The organism is uncultured Thiodictyon sp., from assembly GCF_903946935.1.
GTDB lineage: Bacteria > Pseudomonadota > Gammaproteobacteria > Chromatiales > Chromatiaceae > Thiodictyon.
This window is the reverse complement of sequence record NZ_CAJAXH010000153.1, coordinates 1-15,879: the sequence shown is the minus strand read 5'-3', so window position 1 is coordinate 15,879 and position 15,879 is coordinate 1. Positions and strand designations below refer to the sequence as shown.

General features: G+C 68.9%; 12 protein-coding genes. 8 read left to right on the top strand and 4 right to left on the bottom strand.

Annotated elements, in window-relative coordinates:
* The first annotated feature begins 14 nt into the window (after positions 1–14).
* The 4 genes from cydB (at position 15) to cydC (ending at position 5,145) form a co-directional block, all read left to right on the top strand.
* Positions 15–1,157, top strand: a complete 1,143-nt coding sequence (cydB, locus tag QZX93_RS13715) for a cytochrome d ubiquinol oxidase subunit II (protein WP_295393023.1) — start codon at positions 15–17, stop codon at positions 1,155–1,157.
* A 288-nt stretch (positions 1,158–1,445) separates the two neighbouring features.
* Positions 1,446–1,568, top strand: a complete 123-nt coding sequence (cydX, locus tag QZX93_RS13710) for a cytochrome bd-I oxidase subunit CydX (RefSeq protein ID WP_295393024.1) — start codon at positions 1,446–1,448, stop codon at positions 1,566–1,568.
* The gene (gene cydD / locus QZX93_RS13705) at positions 1,529–3,358 is read left to right on the top strand and encodes a thiol reductant ABC exporter subunit CydD (protein WP_295393025.1); all 1,830 of its coding nucleotides are present in this window, start codon (positions 1,529–1,531) and stop codon (positions 3,356–3,358) included. Before cydX ends, cydD begins: the two co-directional genes overlap by 40 nt.
* The gene (gene cydC, locus QZX93_RS13700) at positions 3,355–5,145 is read left to right on the top strand and encodes a thiol reductant ABC exporter subunit CydC (protein WP_295393026.1); all 1,791 of its coding nucleotides are present in this window, start codon (positions 3,355–3,357) and stop codon (positions 5,143–5,145) included. The genes cydD and cydC overlap by 4 nt, the downstream gene beginning before the upstream one ends.
* Here cydC and QZX93_RS13695 read toward each other — a convergent pair.
* Positions 5,074–5,937, bottom strand: coding sequence for a formylglycine-generating enzyme family protein (locus QZX93_RS13695; RefSeq protein ID WP_295393027.1), 864 nt, complete (start codon positions 5,935–5,937; stop codon positions 5,074–5,076). The genes cydC and QZX93_RS13695 overlap by 72 nt on opposite strands.
* 1,324 nt (positions 5,938–7,261) lie before the next feature.
* Entirely contained in the window at positions 7,262–8,575 is a 1,314-nt protein-coding gene (locus QZX93_RS13690) for a TRZ/ATZ family hydrolase (RefSeq protein WP_295393028.1), read from the bottom strand.
* A 69-nt stretch (positions 8,576–8,644) separates the two neighbouring features.
* Here QZX93_RS13690 and mtnA point away from each other — a divergent pair, with 69 nt between their 5' ends.
* The gene (mtnA, locus tag QZX93_RS13685) at positions 8,645–9,700 is read left to right on the top strand and encodes an S-methyl-5-thioribose-1-phosphate isomerase (protein WP_295393029.1); all 1,056 of its coding nucleotides are present in this window, start codon (positions 8,645–8,647) and stop codon (positions 9,698–9,700) included.
* A 137-nt stretch (positions 9,701–9,837) separates the two neighbouring features.
* On the opposite strand, the gene QZX93_RS13680 is transcribed toward mtnA, so the two are convergent.
* Complete coding sequence (locus QZX93_RS13680; protein WP_295393030.1) at positions 9,838–10,233, bottom strand: septal ring lytic transglycosylase RlpA family protein; 396 nt, start codon at positions 10,231–10,233, stop codon at positions 9,838–9,840.
* Positions 10,234–10,687: 454 nt separating this feature from the next.
* Between QZX93_RS13680 and QZX93_RS13675 the strand changes: the two genes are divergently transcribed.
* Both QZX93_RS13675 and QZX93_RS13670 read left to right on the top strand, forming a co-directional pair.
* Positions 10,688–11,152, top strand: coding sequence for a hypothetical protein (locus QZX93_RS13675; protein WP_295393031.1), 465 nt, complete (start codon positions 10,688–10,690; stop codon positions 11,150–11,152).
* 79 nt (positions 11,153–11,231) lie between these two features.
* Positions 11,232–13,838 (top strand): hypothetical protein, encoded by a 2,607-nt coding sequence (locus tag QZX93_RS13670; RefSeq protein WP_295393032.1) that lies wholly within the window; start codon positions 11,232–11,234, stop codon positions 13,836–13,838.
* A 269-nt stretch (positions 13,839–14,107) separates the two neighbouring features.
* On the opposite strand, the gene QZX93_RS13665 is transcribed toward QZX93_RS13670, so the two are convergent.
* On the bottom strand, positions 14,108–14,914 hold the full coding sequence (locus tag QZX93_RS13665; protein ID WP_295393033.1) for a hypothetical protein: 807 nt from the start codon (positions 14,912–14,914) through the stop codon (positions 14,108–14,110).
* A gap of 16 nt (positions 14,915–14,930) precedes the next feature.
* On the opposite strand from QZX93_RS13665, the gene QZX93_RS13660 reads away from it, so the two are divergent.
* Positions 14,931–15,164, top strand: a complete 234-nt coding sequence (locus tag QZX93_RS13660; protein WP_295393034.1) for a hypothetical protein — start codon at positions 14,931–14,933, stop codon at positions 15,162–15,164.
* The last annotated feature ends 715 nt before the right edge of the window (positions 15,165–15,879 follow it).

Below are 15,879 nucleotides of genomic sequence, written 5' to 3'. Positions count from 1 at the left end.
CAAGGAGATACATCATGATTTTCGACTACGAAACACTGAAATTCATCTGGTGGGTGCTGGTCGGCGTGCTGTTGATCGGCTTCGCCGTCACCGACGGGATGGACATGGGCGTGGGCACCCTGTTGCCCTTCCTGGGTAAGAACGACCTGGAGCGCCGCGTCATCATCAATACCGTCGGCCCCCATTGGGACGGCAATCAGGTGTGGCTGATCACCGCCGGCGGCGCGATCTTCGCCGCCTGGCCGCTGGTCTATGCCACCGCCTTCTCTGGCTTTTATTTCGCCATGTTGTTGGCGCTCTTCGCCCTGTTCTTCCGGCCGGTGGGCTTCGACTACCGCAGCAAGATCGAGAACCCGCACTGGCGCAACGCGTGGGACTGGGGGCTCTTCGTGGGCGGGGCGGTGCCGGCCCTGGTCTTCGGTATCGCCTTCGGCAATCTGTTGCAGGGCGTGCCCTTCCAATTGGATGAGTTCCTGCGGCCGTCCTATTCAGGCGGGTTCTTCGGTCTGCTCAACCCCTTTGCACTGTTGGTCGGGGTTGTGAGCCTGGGTATGCTGACCCTGCACGGGGCGGTCTGGCTGCAATTGCGCACGGCCGAGCCGATCGCCTCCCGGGCCGCGGTCTGGGCCCGGCGCACCGGACTGGCGACCGTCGGCGCCTTCGCGCTCGCCGGGGTCTGGCTGGCCCTGGGGATCGATGGCTTCCGGGTGATCGAGATGCCGGCCCTGGGGGCGGTGGCGAACCCGCTGGGCAAGACGGTGGATATCGCCGCCGGGGCCTGGCTCCACAACTACAGCCTTTATCCCTGGACGCTGGCGTTCCCCATCCTGGGCTTTGCCGGTCTGGGCTTGGCCATCCTGCTCTCCGGGGCCAACCGGGCGGGGTGGGCACTGGGCGCGAGTGCGCTGGCACTGACCGGTATCATCATGACGGCCGGGGCCGCCATGTTCCCCTTCATCATGCCATCGAGCACCCATCCGGGGCACAGCCTGATTGCCTGGGACGCGGTCTCCAGCCACCTCACCCTGACGGTGATGTTCTGGGCCGCGGCCATCTTCATCCCAATCATCCTGGGCTATACCGCCTGGACCTACACCAAGATGTGGCGGCGGGTGACGGTGGATGAGATCCTCCAGCAGGAGCACCTGGCTTATTGATACCCGGGTAGGAGCGGCCCCCCGGCCGCGACGGCCCGCGGGGCCTTGATCATCGTTCCGGCCCCACCCCGGGGCCGGAGTCCAAGGCTTCAGCCTTGGCTGGACAAGACCAAGGCTGAAGCCTTGGACTCCAGAGGATGGCCGCTGGCCGGAGCGATGATCAAGGTCAAGGCCGCCTGCGGCAAGTGCCAATGACCGGATATCCGTGATACCGCGCAGCGGTGTCACGCGACAACGAATGTTTTTAACCAAGCGGGCCGTGAAGCGGCCCGCTGAGGAGCAAGACCGATGTGGTATTTCGCCTGGCTATTAGGCGTGCTGTTGGCCGTGGCCTTCGGCATCATCAATGTCATGTGGTATGAGTCGGAGCAGTGCTTCGGCCAGGTCGACGACGCGGGGCCATCCGCCTGAGCGACGGTCGCGAGGAGCAATCTGCGGCGCCATCCCCCCGCGCCTGGCTCCAGGCCCAGCGGCACCTGGCCGGGCCCTGGCTCACGCTCGCCATCGGCGCTGCGGCGGCGGGCGGGCTGCTGACCATCTTCCAGGCCTGGTTGCTGGCCACGACCGTCGATGCGGCGATCTTCCACGGCGCGGACCTGCGCCAAGCGCAGGTCTGGCTGTGGCCCCTGCTCGGGGTCTTTGCCGGGCGGGCGGTTCTGGCGTGGCTGGGCGACCAGGCCGCGGTGCAGGGCGCGGTGCGGGTGAAGGTCGACCTGCGGGCGCGGGTCTTCGCCCATATTCAGGCGCTGGGACCCCGCTGGCTGGCGGGCGAGCGTAGCGGCGCACTGGTCGAGGACCTGATTGCCGGGATCGAGTCCTTGAGCGCCTATTTCGCCGGCTTTCTGCCGGCCATGGCCCTGACCGCGATCATTCCGCTCGCGATCCTGATCGTCGTCTTTCCCATGGACTGGCTCTCCGGGCTGGTCCTGCTGCTGACCGCCCCCCTGATCCCGCTCTTCATGCTCTTGATCGGCAAGGGCGCGGAGCAGATCAACCAGCGGCACTGGCAGGAACTGGCGCGGCTGGGCGGGCATTTTCTCGATACCATCCAGGGACTCACCACGCTCAAGCTGTTCAATGCCAGCCGCCGCGAGGCCCAGGTCATCGCCCGCATCTCCGACGACTATCGCCTCAGCGCCATGCGGGTGCTGCGGGTGGCCTTCCTCTCCTCGGCGGTGCTGGAGTTGTTCGCGAGCATGGGGATTGCGCTCCTGGCCGTCTTCATCGGCTTCCGGCTTTACCATCTGAGCCTGCCGCTCCCCGACTGGGCCGCCTTGCCCCAGCTCGGCTTCCTCCAGGGCTTCTTCATCCTACTGCTGGCGCCTGAGTTTTATCAGCCGCTGCGCCAGCTTGGTACCCATTACCACGGGCGGGCGCAGGCGGTGAGCGCGGCCGAGCGACTGCTCGCGATCCTGGATACCCCGCTGCCAGACCGTGGCCCGGCGACGGCGGGACTCGCCCCCGGGGGACCGCTGGCCATCCGCTTTGCCGCCGTGCATTTTGCCTATGAGCCCGGGCGGCCGGCGCTCGCCGGTGCCGACTTTACGATCCGGGCCGGTGAGCGGGTGGCCCTGGTGGGTGCGAGCGGTGCCGGCAAGACCACGGTGGTCAACCTGCTGCTGGGTTTCATCCGGCCGGACCAGGGCGCGGTCCTGGTCAATGGGCAAGACCTCAGCGCACTGGACCTTGCCGACTGGCGCCGCCGCCTGGCCTGGGTGCCCCAGGCGCCGCGCCTGTTGCGCGGGACCATCCTGGACACGATCCGCCTCGGCGCCCCGGATGCGCCGCTGGCGCGCGTGCGCGAGGCGGCGCGCCTGGCCCAGGCGGCGGACTTTATCGAGTCACTGCCACTGGGCTATCTCACGCCGCTCGGTGAGCGCGGCGCCGGGCTCTCCGGCGGGCAGATTCAACGCCTCAGCCTGGCCCGCGCCTTTCTGCGCGACGCCCCACTGGCGATCCTGGACGAGGCCACCGCGAGCCTGGACCCGGAGAGCGAGTCGGCGGTACAACTGGGCATCGACGCCCTTGCGCGCAATCGCACCCTGCTAGTGGTCGCCCACCGGCTGGCCACGGTCGAGCGGGCCGACCGCATCCTGGTGCTGGAGCAGGGGCGGGTGGTCGAGTCGGGTGGGCACGCCGAGCTGCTGGCCCGCGATGGTCCCTATCGGCGGATGGTCGCGGCCTATCGGGGCGCGCCATGAGGCCAGCGCCCGCCGGCAATCTACGCACCCTGGTTCGACTGCTGGGGCTGTTCGCACCCTATCGGGGGTGGGTCCTGCTGGGCTTCGGCGCCGCGCTACTCACCCTGCTCGCCAACGTCTGCCTGCTGGCGGTCTCCGGCTGGTTCATCGCCGCCATGGCCTGGGCCGGCGCCGCCGGGGCGTCCATCAACTATTTCACCCCCGCGGCATTGATCCGCGGCAGCGCCATCGCCCGCACCGGCGGGCGCTATCTGGAGCGGCTGGTCACCCACGAGGCGACCCTGCGCCTGCTCTCCCATCTGCGGGTCTGGTTTTATCGGCACCTGGAGCCGCTGGCCCCGGCGCGACTCCAGGAGATCCATAGCGCCGACCTGTTGAGCCGGATCCGCTCGGATATCGATTCGCTGGAGCAGCTCTATGTCCGCACCCTGGTGCCCTTGCTTACCGCGCTCGCCGGGGTGGCGCTCATCACCGCCTTTCTGGCCCGCTATGACGGCGCCCTGGCGCTGACCCTGTTGGCCTTACTGATCGCTGGCGGGGTGCTGGTCCCGTTGTGGAGCGCGCGGGTCGGTGCCGCCCCCGGGCGTGCTGTGATCGAGACCGAGTCGGCCCTGCGGGAGGCGGCCGTCGACGGGGTCCAGTCGCTCCCGGAACTCCTGATCTATGGTGCGGCCGAGTCCCAGGTGCTGCGGCTGAACGCGGTGAGCGCGGACCTGGCCGCCGCTCAGGTGCGTCTGGGTGGCTTTGCGGGTGCCGCGCAGGGGCTGCTGGGGCTGTGCGCCAATCTAGCCCTGTGGGCTCTCCTGTGGCTGGCGATCCCGCTGCTGCGCGCGGGGCGGCTCGACCCGCCCGAGCTCGCCATGCTGGCACTCCTGGCCCTGGCCGCCTTCGAGTCGGTGGCCCCGCTGCCCGCGGCCTTCCAACTGCTGGGGGCGGCGCTGACCGCGGCCCGGCGGCTGTTCGCCATCGTGGATGCACCGCCCGCGGTGGTCGAACCGCCGGGGCCATCGCCCGCGCCCGCGGGGTTCGATCTGCGGCTGCACCGGGTCGGCTTTACCTATCCGGGGGCCGCGCGGGCGGCCCTGGACGGGATCGACCTGGACCTGCCGGTCGGGCGGCGGGTCGCGGTGGTCGGGTCCAGCGGGTCGGGCAAGACCACGCTCTTCAACCTGCTGCTGCGCTTCTGGGCCCCGGATCGGGGTGAGATCCGCTTCGGCGGTCACGACTTGGCCGACTATGGGGGCGAGGAGGTGCGTCGGCACCTCGCCCTGGTCTCACAGCACAGCCACCTGTTCAACGCCAGTATCCGCGACAACCTGCTGCTCGCCCGCCCGGACGCGTCCCAGGCCGACCTGGATACCGCCTGCCGGGCGGCCCAGGTCCATGACTTCATCGCCGCCCTGCCGGTGGGTTACGACACCTGGGTCGGCGAGACCGGGGTGCGGCTCTCCGGTGGCGAGGCGCGCCGTATCGCGGTCGCCCGGGCCATTCTGAAAGACGCCCCGATCCTGCTCCTGGACGAGCCGACCGAGGGTCTGGACGCCGCCGCTGAGCGGGCGCTGCTCCAAGCGGTCGGGCGCCTCATGGCCGGGCGCACGGTGCTGCTCGTCACCCATCGGCCAGTGGGCCTGGAAGACATGGACGAGATCCTGCTGCTCGATGCCGGCCGGATCGCGGCGCGCGGCACCTATGCCGAGCTCATCGCGCAGGGGCGGCTACCGCGGCTGTTGCGCCTGGCCGATGTCCCGCGGCGGGGCGAGCGTTCGGGCCACCCGGAAACCGATTGACGCGTTGCGCAGATCGGTGAGACCGCGCAGGCGGAAGGCGGCGCGTAGAAAGTGCGGATCGCTGTCCAATGAACCGCCGCGGATGCCCCGCTGCTGACTGTCTGTGCAGGCCGAGCTCCACACCGCGCCGTCCGCTGGTGCATCGGTATAACTGTCATGCCAACAGTCCTGTACCCACTCCCAGACATTGCCGTGCAGGTCGAAGAGCCCCCAGGGATTGGCGGGATAGCTCGCCACCGGCTGGCTCTTGCCGAGCGACACCCCGCTCTTGGCGCCGCAGCCGGGATAGTCGGTGCTGTCGCTATAGTTGGCCTGGTCGGTGGTGAGGCAGTTGCCGGTGCTGAAGGCGGTGGTGGTGCCGGCGCGGGCGGCATATTCCCATTCGGCCTCGCTCGGCAGGCGGTAGTGTGCCCCGGTCTGCTGGTTGAGCCAGGCCAGATACTGCTGGATGTCGTCCCAGGAGACATCGACCACTGGCCGCTTGCCCCGGCCCCAGCCGGCATCGTTCGGCGCGTGTGCGCAGCCGCCCGCGGCGACACAGGCGTCCCACTGCGCGAAGGTGACCTCGGTCTTGCCGATCGCAAAGGCGGGGAGGCTCACGGTGTGGACGGGCTGTTCGTTGTCGTGGCACACCGGGTCGCCCGCCAGGCAGCCCATCTGGAAGTCCCCGGCGGGCAAGGCGATGGTCTGGGGTATCGGGCCTTGGGCGTCGCCCCAAACGGGGTGGGCGGCGAGGGCGGCGAACAGGAGCGCGACGGCGGTGGCGGGGGAGTGGATGCGCAAGGGCTTCATCTTAGGGTCTCGTGCTGATCGGGGCGGCGGTGGGATTGCAGTCCGGCCGTGCAGGCGTCGGGTCGAGGGTTGGCCGCTGGCTTGTCTGTCGAGACGCGTCGGGGCGAGCGGGTTGGCGTGCCCACGCAAAGACCCGCCGACAGTCGGCTGTTGGTCCGACTGTCGGCGGGTTTGCAAAAGTGCCGTCCCTGGCGGACAATCCTTATCAAAACTGCGTCTATGCAGTCGGTCTGGTCGATCCGGCACACTCCTGAGGGTTCCTGTCGCCGCCCCTGGGGCCTCGTGTCCATCGAACTGCCCGGCATCCTGCTCCCTGTCGCGCGGTCGCACTGTCCTTGTCACGGCGTCCCTGTCGCTCCCTGATCGCGCCCGGTCTCCTGTTACCGGTCCTGTTCGCGTCCTGGCGATGGCTACAGAATAGGGCGGTGGCGCGATGCCGGATAGGGAGCAAGTTCCCGGGGTGCCGGTGGAAAACGCCGACCGCGGTGTAGGACCTTTCTGACTCGACCTCACGCAGGATGGGCAAGGCCGCTAGCGTCTGGTCTGCTGGGAATCCAGGGTCATGGGAGAGGGGGCGGTGCAGCAATCCCGAGGGGGAGTGTAGGTCGTTCACCACCGGTGGGTCGTTGCGAATTGCCGGTCGGCCGCCAGGGGCTGGATGGCCCTGGTATCCTGGGTTCGGCGCGTCGGCTTGCCCTCAGCATCGCTTGGGGGTGATGCGCGCCAGACGCAAAGACCCGCCGACAGTCGGCCGTGGGGTCGACGATCGGCGGGTCTCTTAAGAGTGCCCTCCCTGGCTGAAATTCCTTCGTTGGAGTCGTGTCCGCCGTCAATCCGGTTGAGCCCGCGTGCTCCTTGTTCCTGCCGCCGCCCCTGGGGCCTCGTGTCCATCGAACTGCCCGTGTGCCTCCTGCTCCCTGTCGCGCGCTCGCACGTCCTTGTCACGGCGTCCTGCCGCACCCTGATCGCGTCTGGTGTCCCCTGGGGCCTCGGGTCCATCGAACTGCCCAATCTGCCTCCTGCTCCCTGTCGCACTTCCCTTTTTTTGCTGCGTCCCTGCCGCGCGCCGATCGCGCCTGGTGTTCCCCGGGGCCTCGTGTCCATCGATCTGCCCATCTGCATCCTGCTCCCTGTTGCGCGCTCCCTGTCACGGCGTCCTTGCCGCACCCTGATCGCGCCCGGTGTCCTGTGACCGGTCCTGTTTGCTCTCCCTTCAATGGTGATCAGGATAGCCGGACGGTCTGCTGGCCGGGAGGGACAAAGCGCCCGTGGTGGCCGGGGAAAAGGCTGGCCGCGATGTAGGATCGGTCTGACACGCGGTGATTCAGGCGGGGCGCAGCCGTTGCGCCCAGACCTCGGCCGCGCCGATCACCGCCGCCGGATCGAGGCTGGTCGGGGCGCCGTCGCGGATCGCCTGGCGGCCCCGGATCCAGACCTGTCGCACCTGATGGCGCCCGGCCGCGTAGACCAGTTGCGAGACCGGGCGGTACATGGGCTGGGTTTGGGCGTCGCGCAGATCGAGCGCCACCAGGTCGGCGGACTTGCCGGGCTCGATGGAGCCGATCTCCCGCTCCAGCCCCAGCGCGCGGGCGCCATTGAGCGTGGCCATGCGCAGGGCCTGGGCCGCCGGGAGCGCCGCGGCCGAGCCGGACACGCCCTTGGCCAGCAGGGCGGCGGTGCGCATCTCGCCGAGCAGGTCCAGGTCGTTATTGCTGGCCGCCCCGTCGGTGCCTAGGGCGACGTTAACACCGGCCTCCAGCAGCCGTGCGACCGGGCAGAATCCGCTGGCGAGCTTGAGGTTGGACTCCGGGCAATGCACCACATGGGCACCGGCGGCGGCCAGGCGTTCGATCTCGGCATCCTCCAATTGGGTCATATGCACCGCCACCAGCCCCGGCCCGATGAGGCCCAGCGACTCCAGGCGGGCGAGGGGGCGCTCACCGTGGTCGCGCAGGGACTGGATCACCTCGTCGCGGGTCTCATGCAGATGGATATGGACCGGCAACTCCAGTTCGTCGGCCAGGGTACGCACCCGCTCCAAGGGCGCGTTGGCGAGCGCATAGGGTGAGTGTGGCGCAAAACCGATGCGGATCAACGGGTGGTCGCGGTAGTGTGCGTGCATGGCCAGGCCCTTGGCGAGGTAGGCATCCGCACCGTCGGCGTAACCGGTCGGGAAGTCCACCACGACGATCCCGATCACCGCCCGCATCCCGGCGTCGGCCGCCACCTGGGCCGTCACCTCCGGATAGAGATACATATCGTTAAAGCAGGTCACCCCCCCGCGCAGCATCTCCAGCACCGCCAGCCGGCTGCCGTCGCCCACGAACCCCGGGTCGACCCAACGCCGTTCGGTGGGCCACATGTGGTCGTGGAGCCAGGTCATCAGGGGCAGGTCATCGGCGAACCCGCGCAGCAGGGTCATGGCCGCATGGGTGTGGGCGTTGACCAGTCCCGGGATCAGCACATGGCCGGGTAGTTCCAGCACGCGGGCCGCGGCGATCGAGCGGCGTGCCTCGGCGCTCGGCAGGACGGCGAGGATGCGCCCGTCGGCCACCGCGACCGCATGGTCCACGAGTTCCCGGTCCTGCGGGTCGACCGGGAGCAACCACTGGGGGTAGATCAGGAGCTCGGCTTGCATGAGTCAGGTCCTATGGCAGTGGGGGCGAATCGGCGACAATGGGGGGGAATCATCCTAACCGGAGCCCCCATGGAAACCAATATCCCGACCACCCCCACCCCCGACGACGCGGCCCTCTGGCACGACGGTCGACTCTATCTGGCCGAGCAGCGGCTGTTGCCCGACCGGGTCGAGTTCCTGGTCTACGACACCGCCCCGGCGGTGGCCGAGGCCATCCAGTCAATGGTGGTGCGCGGCGCCCCGGCCATTGGGGTGGCGGCCGCCTATGGTGTGGTGCTGGCCGCGCGTTCGGCCTACGGCGCGGCCGGCCGCGACTGGCAGGCGGCCATCGTCCCCGACCTGGAGCGCCTGGCCGCGGCCCGCCCGACCGCCGTCAACCTCGCCTGGGCGGTACGCCGGATGCGCGCCCTGATCGACCGCCTGGATGGCAGCGATCCGGTCCAGACCCTGCTGGATGAGGCCCTGTCGATCCATGCGGAGGATCGCGCCGCCAACCGGCGCATGGGCGACCTGGGCGCCGAACTGATCGAGGGGCCGACCGATGTCATCACCCACTGCAATGCCGGGGCGATTGCCACCGGCGGCTATGGGACCGCCCTGGGCGTGATTCGCAGCGCCTATGCCGCCGGCAAGATCCGCCGGGTCTACGCGGACGAGACCAGGCCCTGGATGCAGGGTGCGCGCCTCACCGCCTGGGAGCTGATGGACTCGGGTATCCCCGTGACCCTACAGGCGGACGGGGCGGCGGCCAGCCTGATGGCGGGCGGCGGGATCGGCTGGGTGATCGTCGGTTCCGATCGCATCGCCGCCAATGGCGATGTGGCCAACAAGATCGGCACCTACGGACTGGCGGTGCTGGCCAAATATCACGGGGTCAAGGTGATGGTCGCGGCACCGACCTCCACGGTCGACATGGAGCTCGCGAGCGGTGCCGAGATCCCCATCGAGGAGCGCGACCCGGAGGAGCTACTCTCCTGCGGCGGTCGGCGCCTGGCCCCGGTGGGTTGCGCCGCCCGCAACCCGGTGTTCGACGTGACCCCCGCCGCCCTGGTGGACGCCATCGTCACCGAGCGGGGCGTGGTGCTGGCGCCGACCACTGAGAAGATGCGGGCGCTGATGGGCTGATCGGTCAGCCAGTTTTCGCCGCTGACCGCCCGCCGGACGAGAACCGTGGCGGGACTGCGTGGGGCCGCTCCTACCGGTAGGAGCGGCCCCTGGCGGCGACGAATATCATTTGCCGGGAGGTCAGTGATCGAGGCCGATCAGATCCCGGCCTTCTCGGGTCTTCCAAGCACCTCGAGTTGGACCTTGCCGACCCCCTTGGAGACGAGCCCGATTTCGCTCGCGGCGGCGCGCGAGAGGTCGATGACGCGGCCCCGGACATAGGGTCCGCGGTCGTTGATGCGCACGATGACGCTGCGGCCGCTGCGTGGGTCGGTGACCCGCACCCGGGTCCCCAGCGGGAGTGTCTTGTGTGCGGCGCTCAGTTCGTTTTTGTTGTAGGGGACGCCGCTTGCCGTGCGGCGGCCGTTAAAGCGGTCGTGATAGTAGGATGCCCTTCCCGATTGTGCGTGCCCGTGGAAGCCTGCGGCCTGGACGTCGGTGCCGAGCAGATGCAGGGCGGCGATCAGTGCGCTGGAGATCAGGGTTTTTTTCATAAAGGCCAACCGTTCGGTTCGTGCCGAGCGGCGGTGCCGTGGTCCGATCGTCATTGAGTCCAGGTCTGGACCATTGTTTTTTTGGTCCAATTTTGCTCCGATCAGGGCGGAACTGCCGGCCGGTCGTTAGCGTGTGGTCGGGAGTGTAGGGGAAAACCCTTATGGGGTAAACCCGCAAGGAGCGATTTCTTGCCGAACGGTTACGTGAGTGTGCGCGGACTGTGACCGCCGTCGCATCGTTCGACCGTGGCGGCCCGGAAACGAGGGGCAGGGCGATGGTCGACCGTGAGCCCGTGTTTGGCGCCCCGCGCCAGGAACGCCGAAACCGCCAAGCATCACTGAAGCCGAAGGATCGGTACGGCGCTCGTAGCCGCCCGGCCGGCAAAGCCTTACACTTGTCCCAGACAAGGCGATGGCCGCACACACGGCCGCGGATCGGGCGAGGTGTCACGGCATGTCGGACAACAACCGCGTCTTTATCTCCTGCGTCTCGCGGGAGTTTCAACACCCCGGCGCACCCTTTGCGGGGCTGCGCGAGCACCTGGCCCGGCAATTGGTCCGCGCCGACTGCGAGGTCAAGTGGCAGGAGGTCTTCCGCCAGCCGGGCGACGACACCGATACCGTGCGCAAGGTCGGCGACTATGTCCGCAACTGCGCCGCGGTGATCCACCTGATCGGCGAGCAGCCCGGCGACCCCGCCAATGCCAAGGCGGTTGTGGACTTTCTGCAAGCCGAGCCGACGTTTCTGAACAACTACCCGGAGCTGCGCGCCGCACTCGGCGACTTAAGCGACCTGACCTATACCCAATGGGAAGCCTTCCAGGCACTGCACCACGGCGTGCGGCTCTTCCTTTACGTCACACCCGCCGGCATCGCGGCCCAGCTACGTCACACCCGCCGGCATCGCGGCCCAGCCTGAGCACCTGAACCGTCTGCGCCTCGCCCGCCGCTACCCCGGCGAGCGGTTCGAGACCGAGCGCGACCTCTACGGCCAACTCTTGGGCGATCTGCGCACCATCATCCCGACCCTCGCCCCCGAGCCACGCATCGCCACCTCCCGCATCGTCTACCGCCACTCTGCCGAGGACTTCCTGGGCCGCGACGCTGAATTGGACTGGCTGGACCAGGCCTGGGCCGACGGCACCCACGCGCTCGTCATCGTCGCCTGGGGCGGGGTCGGCAAGACCGCGCTCCTGATCAACTGGTTACAGACCCGGTTCATTGATCGCAACTGGCAGGACGCGGACGGCGCGCCGCTGTTGGGCGCCTATTTCGACTGGAGCTTCTACGACCAGGGCACCGGCACCGCCGACGGCGGCAGGGGCGACGGCGACCAGCCCGCGGCCCGCGCCGGCAACCTGGGCGCCTTCTTCGAGCAGGCGCTCAACTTCTTCGGCGACCCGGACCCCAACCGCCCCGGCAAGGGCGAGCGCCTGGCCCGGCTGGTCCAGGCCCAGCGCACGCTCTTCGTGCTCGACGGTCTGGAGCCGCTGCAATACCCGCCGGGCAGCCCCCAGGCCGGCCAGTTGCTGGACCCGGATCTGGCGACCTTCATCCATGCCCTGGCCCAACGCAATCCGGGGTTACTCGTCATCACCAGCCGCGAGCACCTGCGGGGCTTTGTCGGCAAGGACCGGCGGGACCTCGAAGACCTGGCCCGCGACACCGCGGTGGCCCTGCTGCGCCAACTCCAGATCACCGGCACCGACGCGGAGTTGGCCGCGGCCTGCGAGCGCTTCGGCTGTCATGCCCTGAGCCTCGACCTGGTCGGGCGGTTTCTGGTGCGCTTCCATCGCAAGGACATCCGCCGCATCGACTGCATCCGCGACCTGCACGAGGCCGATACCGAGACCCGCGACCTGCGCCAACGCACCGCCTGGCGGGTGCTCGCGACCTACGAGGAATGGTTGGCCAAGGCCAAGGACGACGGTGACCCGCAAGAGCTCGCGGTGCTGCGCCTGACCGGTCTCTTCGACCGCCCCGCCGGCGCCGACCTGCTCGCCGCACTGCGTGCCGCGCCGGCCATCCCCGGACTCACCGAGGCCCTGGTGGGCCTGAGCGACATCCGCTGGCGCGGCCTCTTGGCGCGCCTGCAGGACGCCCGGCTGATCAAGCTCCGCCCCGAGCCCGACGAGCGCGACGGGATCGACGCCCATCCGCTGATCCGCGGCTATTTCGCGCAGCAACTGCAAGACACGAGGCCAGAGGCCTTTCGCGCCGCCCATGCGCGGCTCTTCGAGTACCTGTGTACGAGCACGCCGCACCGGCCCGAGACACTCGACGGACTGCAACCGCTCTATCAGGCCGTGGTGCATGGGTGCCTGACCGGGCGGCAGCAGGAGGCGTGCGAGAAGGTCTATGACGAGCGCATCCTGCGCGGCACCGGCGCCGATGGCTTCTTCAGTTCGCGCAAGCTCGGCGCGATCAATGCGAATCTCGGCGCGGTCGCGGCCTTCTTCGAGGTGCCCTGGCAGCGGGTGTCCGCGAACCTGACCGCGCCCGACCAGGCCTGGCTGTTCGGCGAGGCCGCGTTCTTGCTGCGCGCCCTCGGGCGCCTGACCGAGGCGCTGGAGCCGATGCGGGCGGGGTTGGCGGTGTTTGTTCAGCAGGAGGACTGGAACAACGCCGCGAGCGGCGCCGGCAACCTCAGCGAGTTGGATGTCACGCTGGGCCGGCTGACCGACGCGCTGGACCATGCCCGCGCGGCCGTCGACCATGCGGACCGCAGCGGCGATGCCTTCCGGCGCATGGCCTTCCGCATCACCGCCGCCGATGCGCTGCACCAGTCAGGCGAGTGGGCCGACGCCCGCGCCGAGGCTGGGGGGCTGTTCGCCGAGGCCGAGGGGATGCAGCGGGAACGGCAACCCCAGTTCCCGCAGCTCTACTCGCTGCCGGGTTTCCGCTACTGCGACTGGCTGCTGGCCCCGGCCGAGCGCACCGCGTGGCGGGCGCTCGGTGACACCGGCCGCCAGCCGGAGCCGCTGACGGCGGAGGTGCTTGCGTGCTGCGATGACGTGGAACGGCGGGCCACGACGACGCTGCAATGGATGAAGGACAACCGGGCGCCGCTCCTCACCATCGCCCTCGACCACCTGACCCTGGCCCGCACCGCGCTGCTGCGCGCACTGCTGACCGGGCCGCCGCCGTCGCCGACGCTGGACCTGACCGCGGTCACCGCCGCCGTCGCCGGCCTGCGTAAGGCCGGCAGGATGAACTACCTGCCCATGGCACTGCTCACCGCCGCCTGGTGCCACGCCGTCCGCGGCGACGGCGACTCGGCCCGGCTGGCCCTGGACGAGGCGTTCGTTATCGCCGAATCTGGCCCGATGCCGCTCTTCCTGGCCGACGTGCGGCTCTACCGCGTCCGCCTCTGGTGGGCCGGTCTGTTGGACGGGGCAGCGGCGCCGTCCGGCCACCCAGCAGGGCAAGAGGCCCCGAAGCCCAGACGCGGGCAGGATGCCCGCGCACCAGACTATCCCTGGCCGGACAGTTCCCCCGCGGCCGACCTCGCCGAGGCCCGCCGCCTGATCGTGTACCACGGCTATGGCCGCCGCCTGCCGGAACTCGCAGACGCCGAGGCCGCGATCCTCGGCCTGCCCGCGTGACAGCCTCCTATCGTCACCGCATCCTGCGGCCGACGCGTCGCCCGGCCCCGCCCCCGTTTCAGCCGCGACGAGGCCACTGCGGCTTGCGATGTCGCGTCGCGGCTAACGGCCATGGAAGGGGGACCTGCCACCCCTGATCATGAAAGTCTGTCAGGCTAACGGGGCACTCCTGCGCTATCCTGTCGTCGTCGCGTGAAAAATACTTCAAAGACATTAGCTTGCTACGACTTTCACGGTAAAGCCGCTCCCACCGGGTCCCGGCGTGAGTTTCACGCAACACTGCCAAAGGTCCGCCGCGTATACCATTCGGCGGTCTCGCCGAGCAGTTCCTGCTCGATGGCTTCGATCGCACGCCGGGCGTCCCGTGCGTCGCTGAGCCCCAGTGCCGGTGCCTCGTTCTGGTCGCGCAGGATCCGATCCAACGCGTCGGACTCGCGCTCCAGGAAGGTCAAGGTGGCGCGGAAGCTGTGGACGCGCGCCTCATAGTCTTGGGCGGCGGCCCAGGAGAGTGCGCCCACCGCCAGCACCGGCAGGAAGACCGCCAGGGCACCCAAGGTGCTGGTCAGTAGGGCGGCGGGTTCCGCGGGGAGCTGGATCAGCCCCGCCAGGGTCAAGAGCTTCACGCCGGTGGCCAGGATGGCGGACAAGGAGCAGGCGGCGAAGGTCCAATTGCTCGCACGCAGGCGGGCCTGTTCCTTGCGGCAGCGGTCGTGGTAGTAGTCGATCTGTCCTTTCTTATGGTCGGGGTCCCGCAGGCGCTCGTGCAGGTAATCGGCGAGCGCCGCGTGCCAGGGGTGGTCGCGCTGGGGTCGGGTGCTGCGCAGATGCAGGATGTTCAGGGTGCGCAGCAGGCTCGCCAGGCCGTCGGGCAGGCGCAGCCGAAACAGATAGTCCAAGGGCATGTGCAGGTTGCCGAGCGCGCGCACCGAGCGGTTGATCTCGGCCAGCAGCCGGGCAAGCGCCCAGTTGCGGGATGGCGCGGCCCAGTGAATCCATTGATGCGTCCCGAAGCCGATGCCGAGCGCAATCAATTCGATGACTCGGCAGTACCGGTGCGTTGAACCCAGCGAAACCATGGTCGGTGGCCTCAAGTTGCACCTGCCCCTCATGGACCGAGACCCCAAGCTCCAGGGCCGGGATCTGGCGGTGCCGGGCCAGCTCGAGCAACTGCGCGGTGCCGCCGGGCTTGGCCTCGCTGTCGCGACGGATCAGGCAGACCACGACATCGGCCTGCGCCGCGATCTCCCGATTCGCGTCTTCAAAGCGTTGCCGGCGCGTGGGGGCGTCGGTGACGACCCGGTGTTCGATCACGTGCGGGCTTTCTAAGAGCTCGAGCGCGCTGCTCGGCCGGTGCGAAATCCGGGATGCCGTCCGAGCCGAGCGCGGACAGGTAGGTGTCCGCTGGCTGCGGCAGAAAGATGCGCTGTGGGAGGCCGAGCGTGCGGCACGCCCTGGTGAAGGCGAAATCGGCCCCGACCGTTCGTTGCGGGCGGCCTTTCGATCTTGCGACCAAAGGCAGGCAGGTCGCGGCGAAACGGTCGGTGTTCCCTGTACCCGTGCTCCGAGCCAACCTGATGGTTGGTGCGCGGATATGGTGCATCAACCGGCATTCGGGCGCCAGCCTCGCGGGCCTTGGCTCTCTCTGGGGACGTTCGGCCGACGGCTGGCAAGGCATGTCTTTACTCTGCGACGCGAAGGTGATTCGGTGTCTTAGCGGCGGGCGCCGCCAGGTGGGGGAGGGTGCGGCGTTTCGGACATCATTGAGATGTCGGCGATCCCGTCACCCTCGCGTTAATTCTCGGCTTGACACTTTTCTGGGAGGCTGTAAAATGCGCTGCTCGCTGATGGATTTAGCGGCCAAGAGGCACCGGCAGACGACTGAGTCGGTCTGGTGCAGTGTTCCAGGGCGGAACCGTTCTAGCCAGGACTCTCTGTTGCAACCGGCGGTTGTCCGCAACACTGGACAACGCCAGGTGGCCCGGGTATAAAGCACGTCGGTCCCCTTACTGTCCGAGGCCCCGTGCGTGAACCTTCGTGAGGT

Coding starts and splice junctions, on each gene's coding strand:
- QZX93_RS13675 (WP_295393031.1), top strand. CDS start 10,688: ATGTCGGACAACAACCGCGTCTTTATCTCCTGCGTCTCGCGGGAGTTT.
- QZX93_RS13695 (WP_295393027.1), bottom strand. CDS start 5,937: ATGAAGCCCTTGCGCATCCACTCCCCCGCCACCGCCGTCGCGCTCCTG.
- cydX (WP_295393024.1), top strand. CDS start 1,446: ATGTGGTATTTCGCCTGGCTATTAGGCGTGCTGTTGGCCGTGGCCTTC.
- cydC (WP_295393026.1), top strand. CDS start 3,355: ATGAGGCCAGCGCCCGCCGGCAATCTACGCACCCTGGTTCGACTGCTG.
- QZX93_RS13680 (WP_295393030.1), bottom strand. CDS start 10,233: ATGAAAAAAACCCTGATCTCCAGCGCACTGATCGCCGCCCTGCATCTG.
- mtnA (WP_295393029.1), top strand. CDS start 8,645: ATGGAAACCAATATCCCGACCACCCCCACCCCCGACGACGCGGCCCTC.
- QZX93_RS13690 (WP_295393028.1), bottom strand. CDS start 8,575: ATGCAAGCCGAGCTCCTGATCTACCCCCAGTGGTTGCTCCCGGTCGAC.
- cydB (WP_295393023.1), top strand. CDS start 15: ATGATTTTCGACTACGAAACACTGAAATTCATCTGGTGGGTGCTGGTC.
- QZX93_RS13665 (WP_295393033.1), bottom strand. CDS start 14,914: ATGGTTTCGCTGGGTTCAACGCACCGGTACTGCCGAGTCATCGAATTG.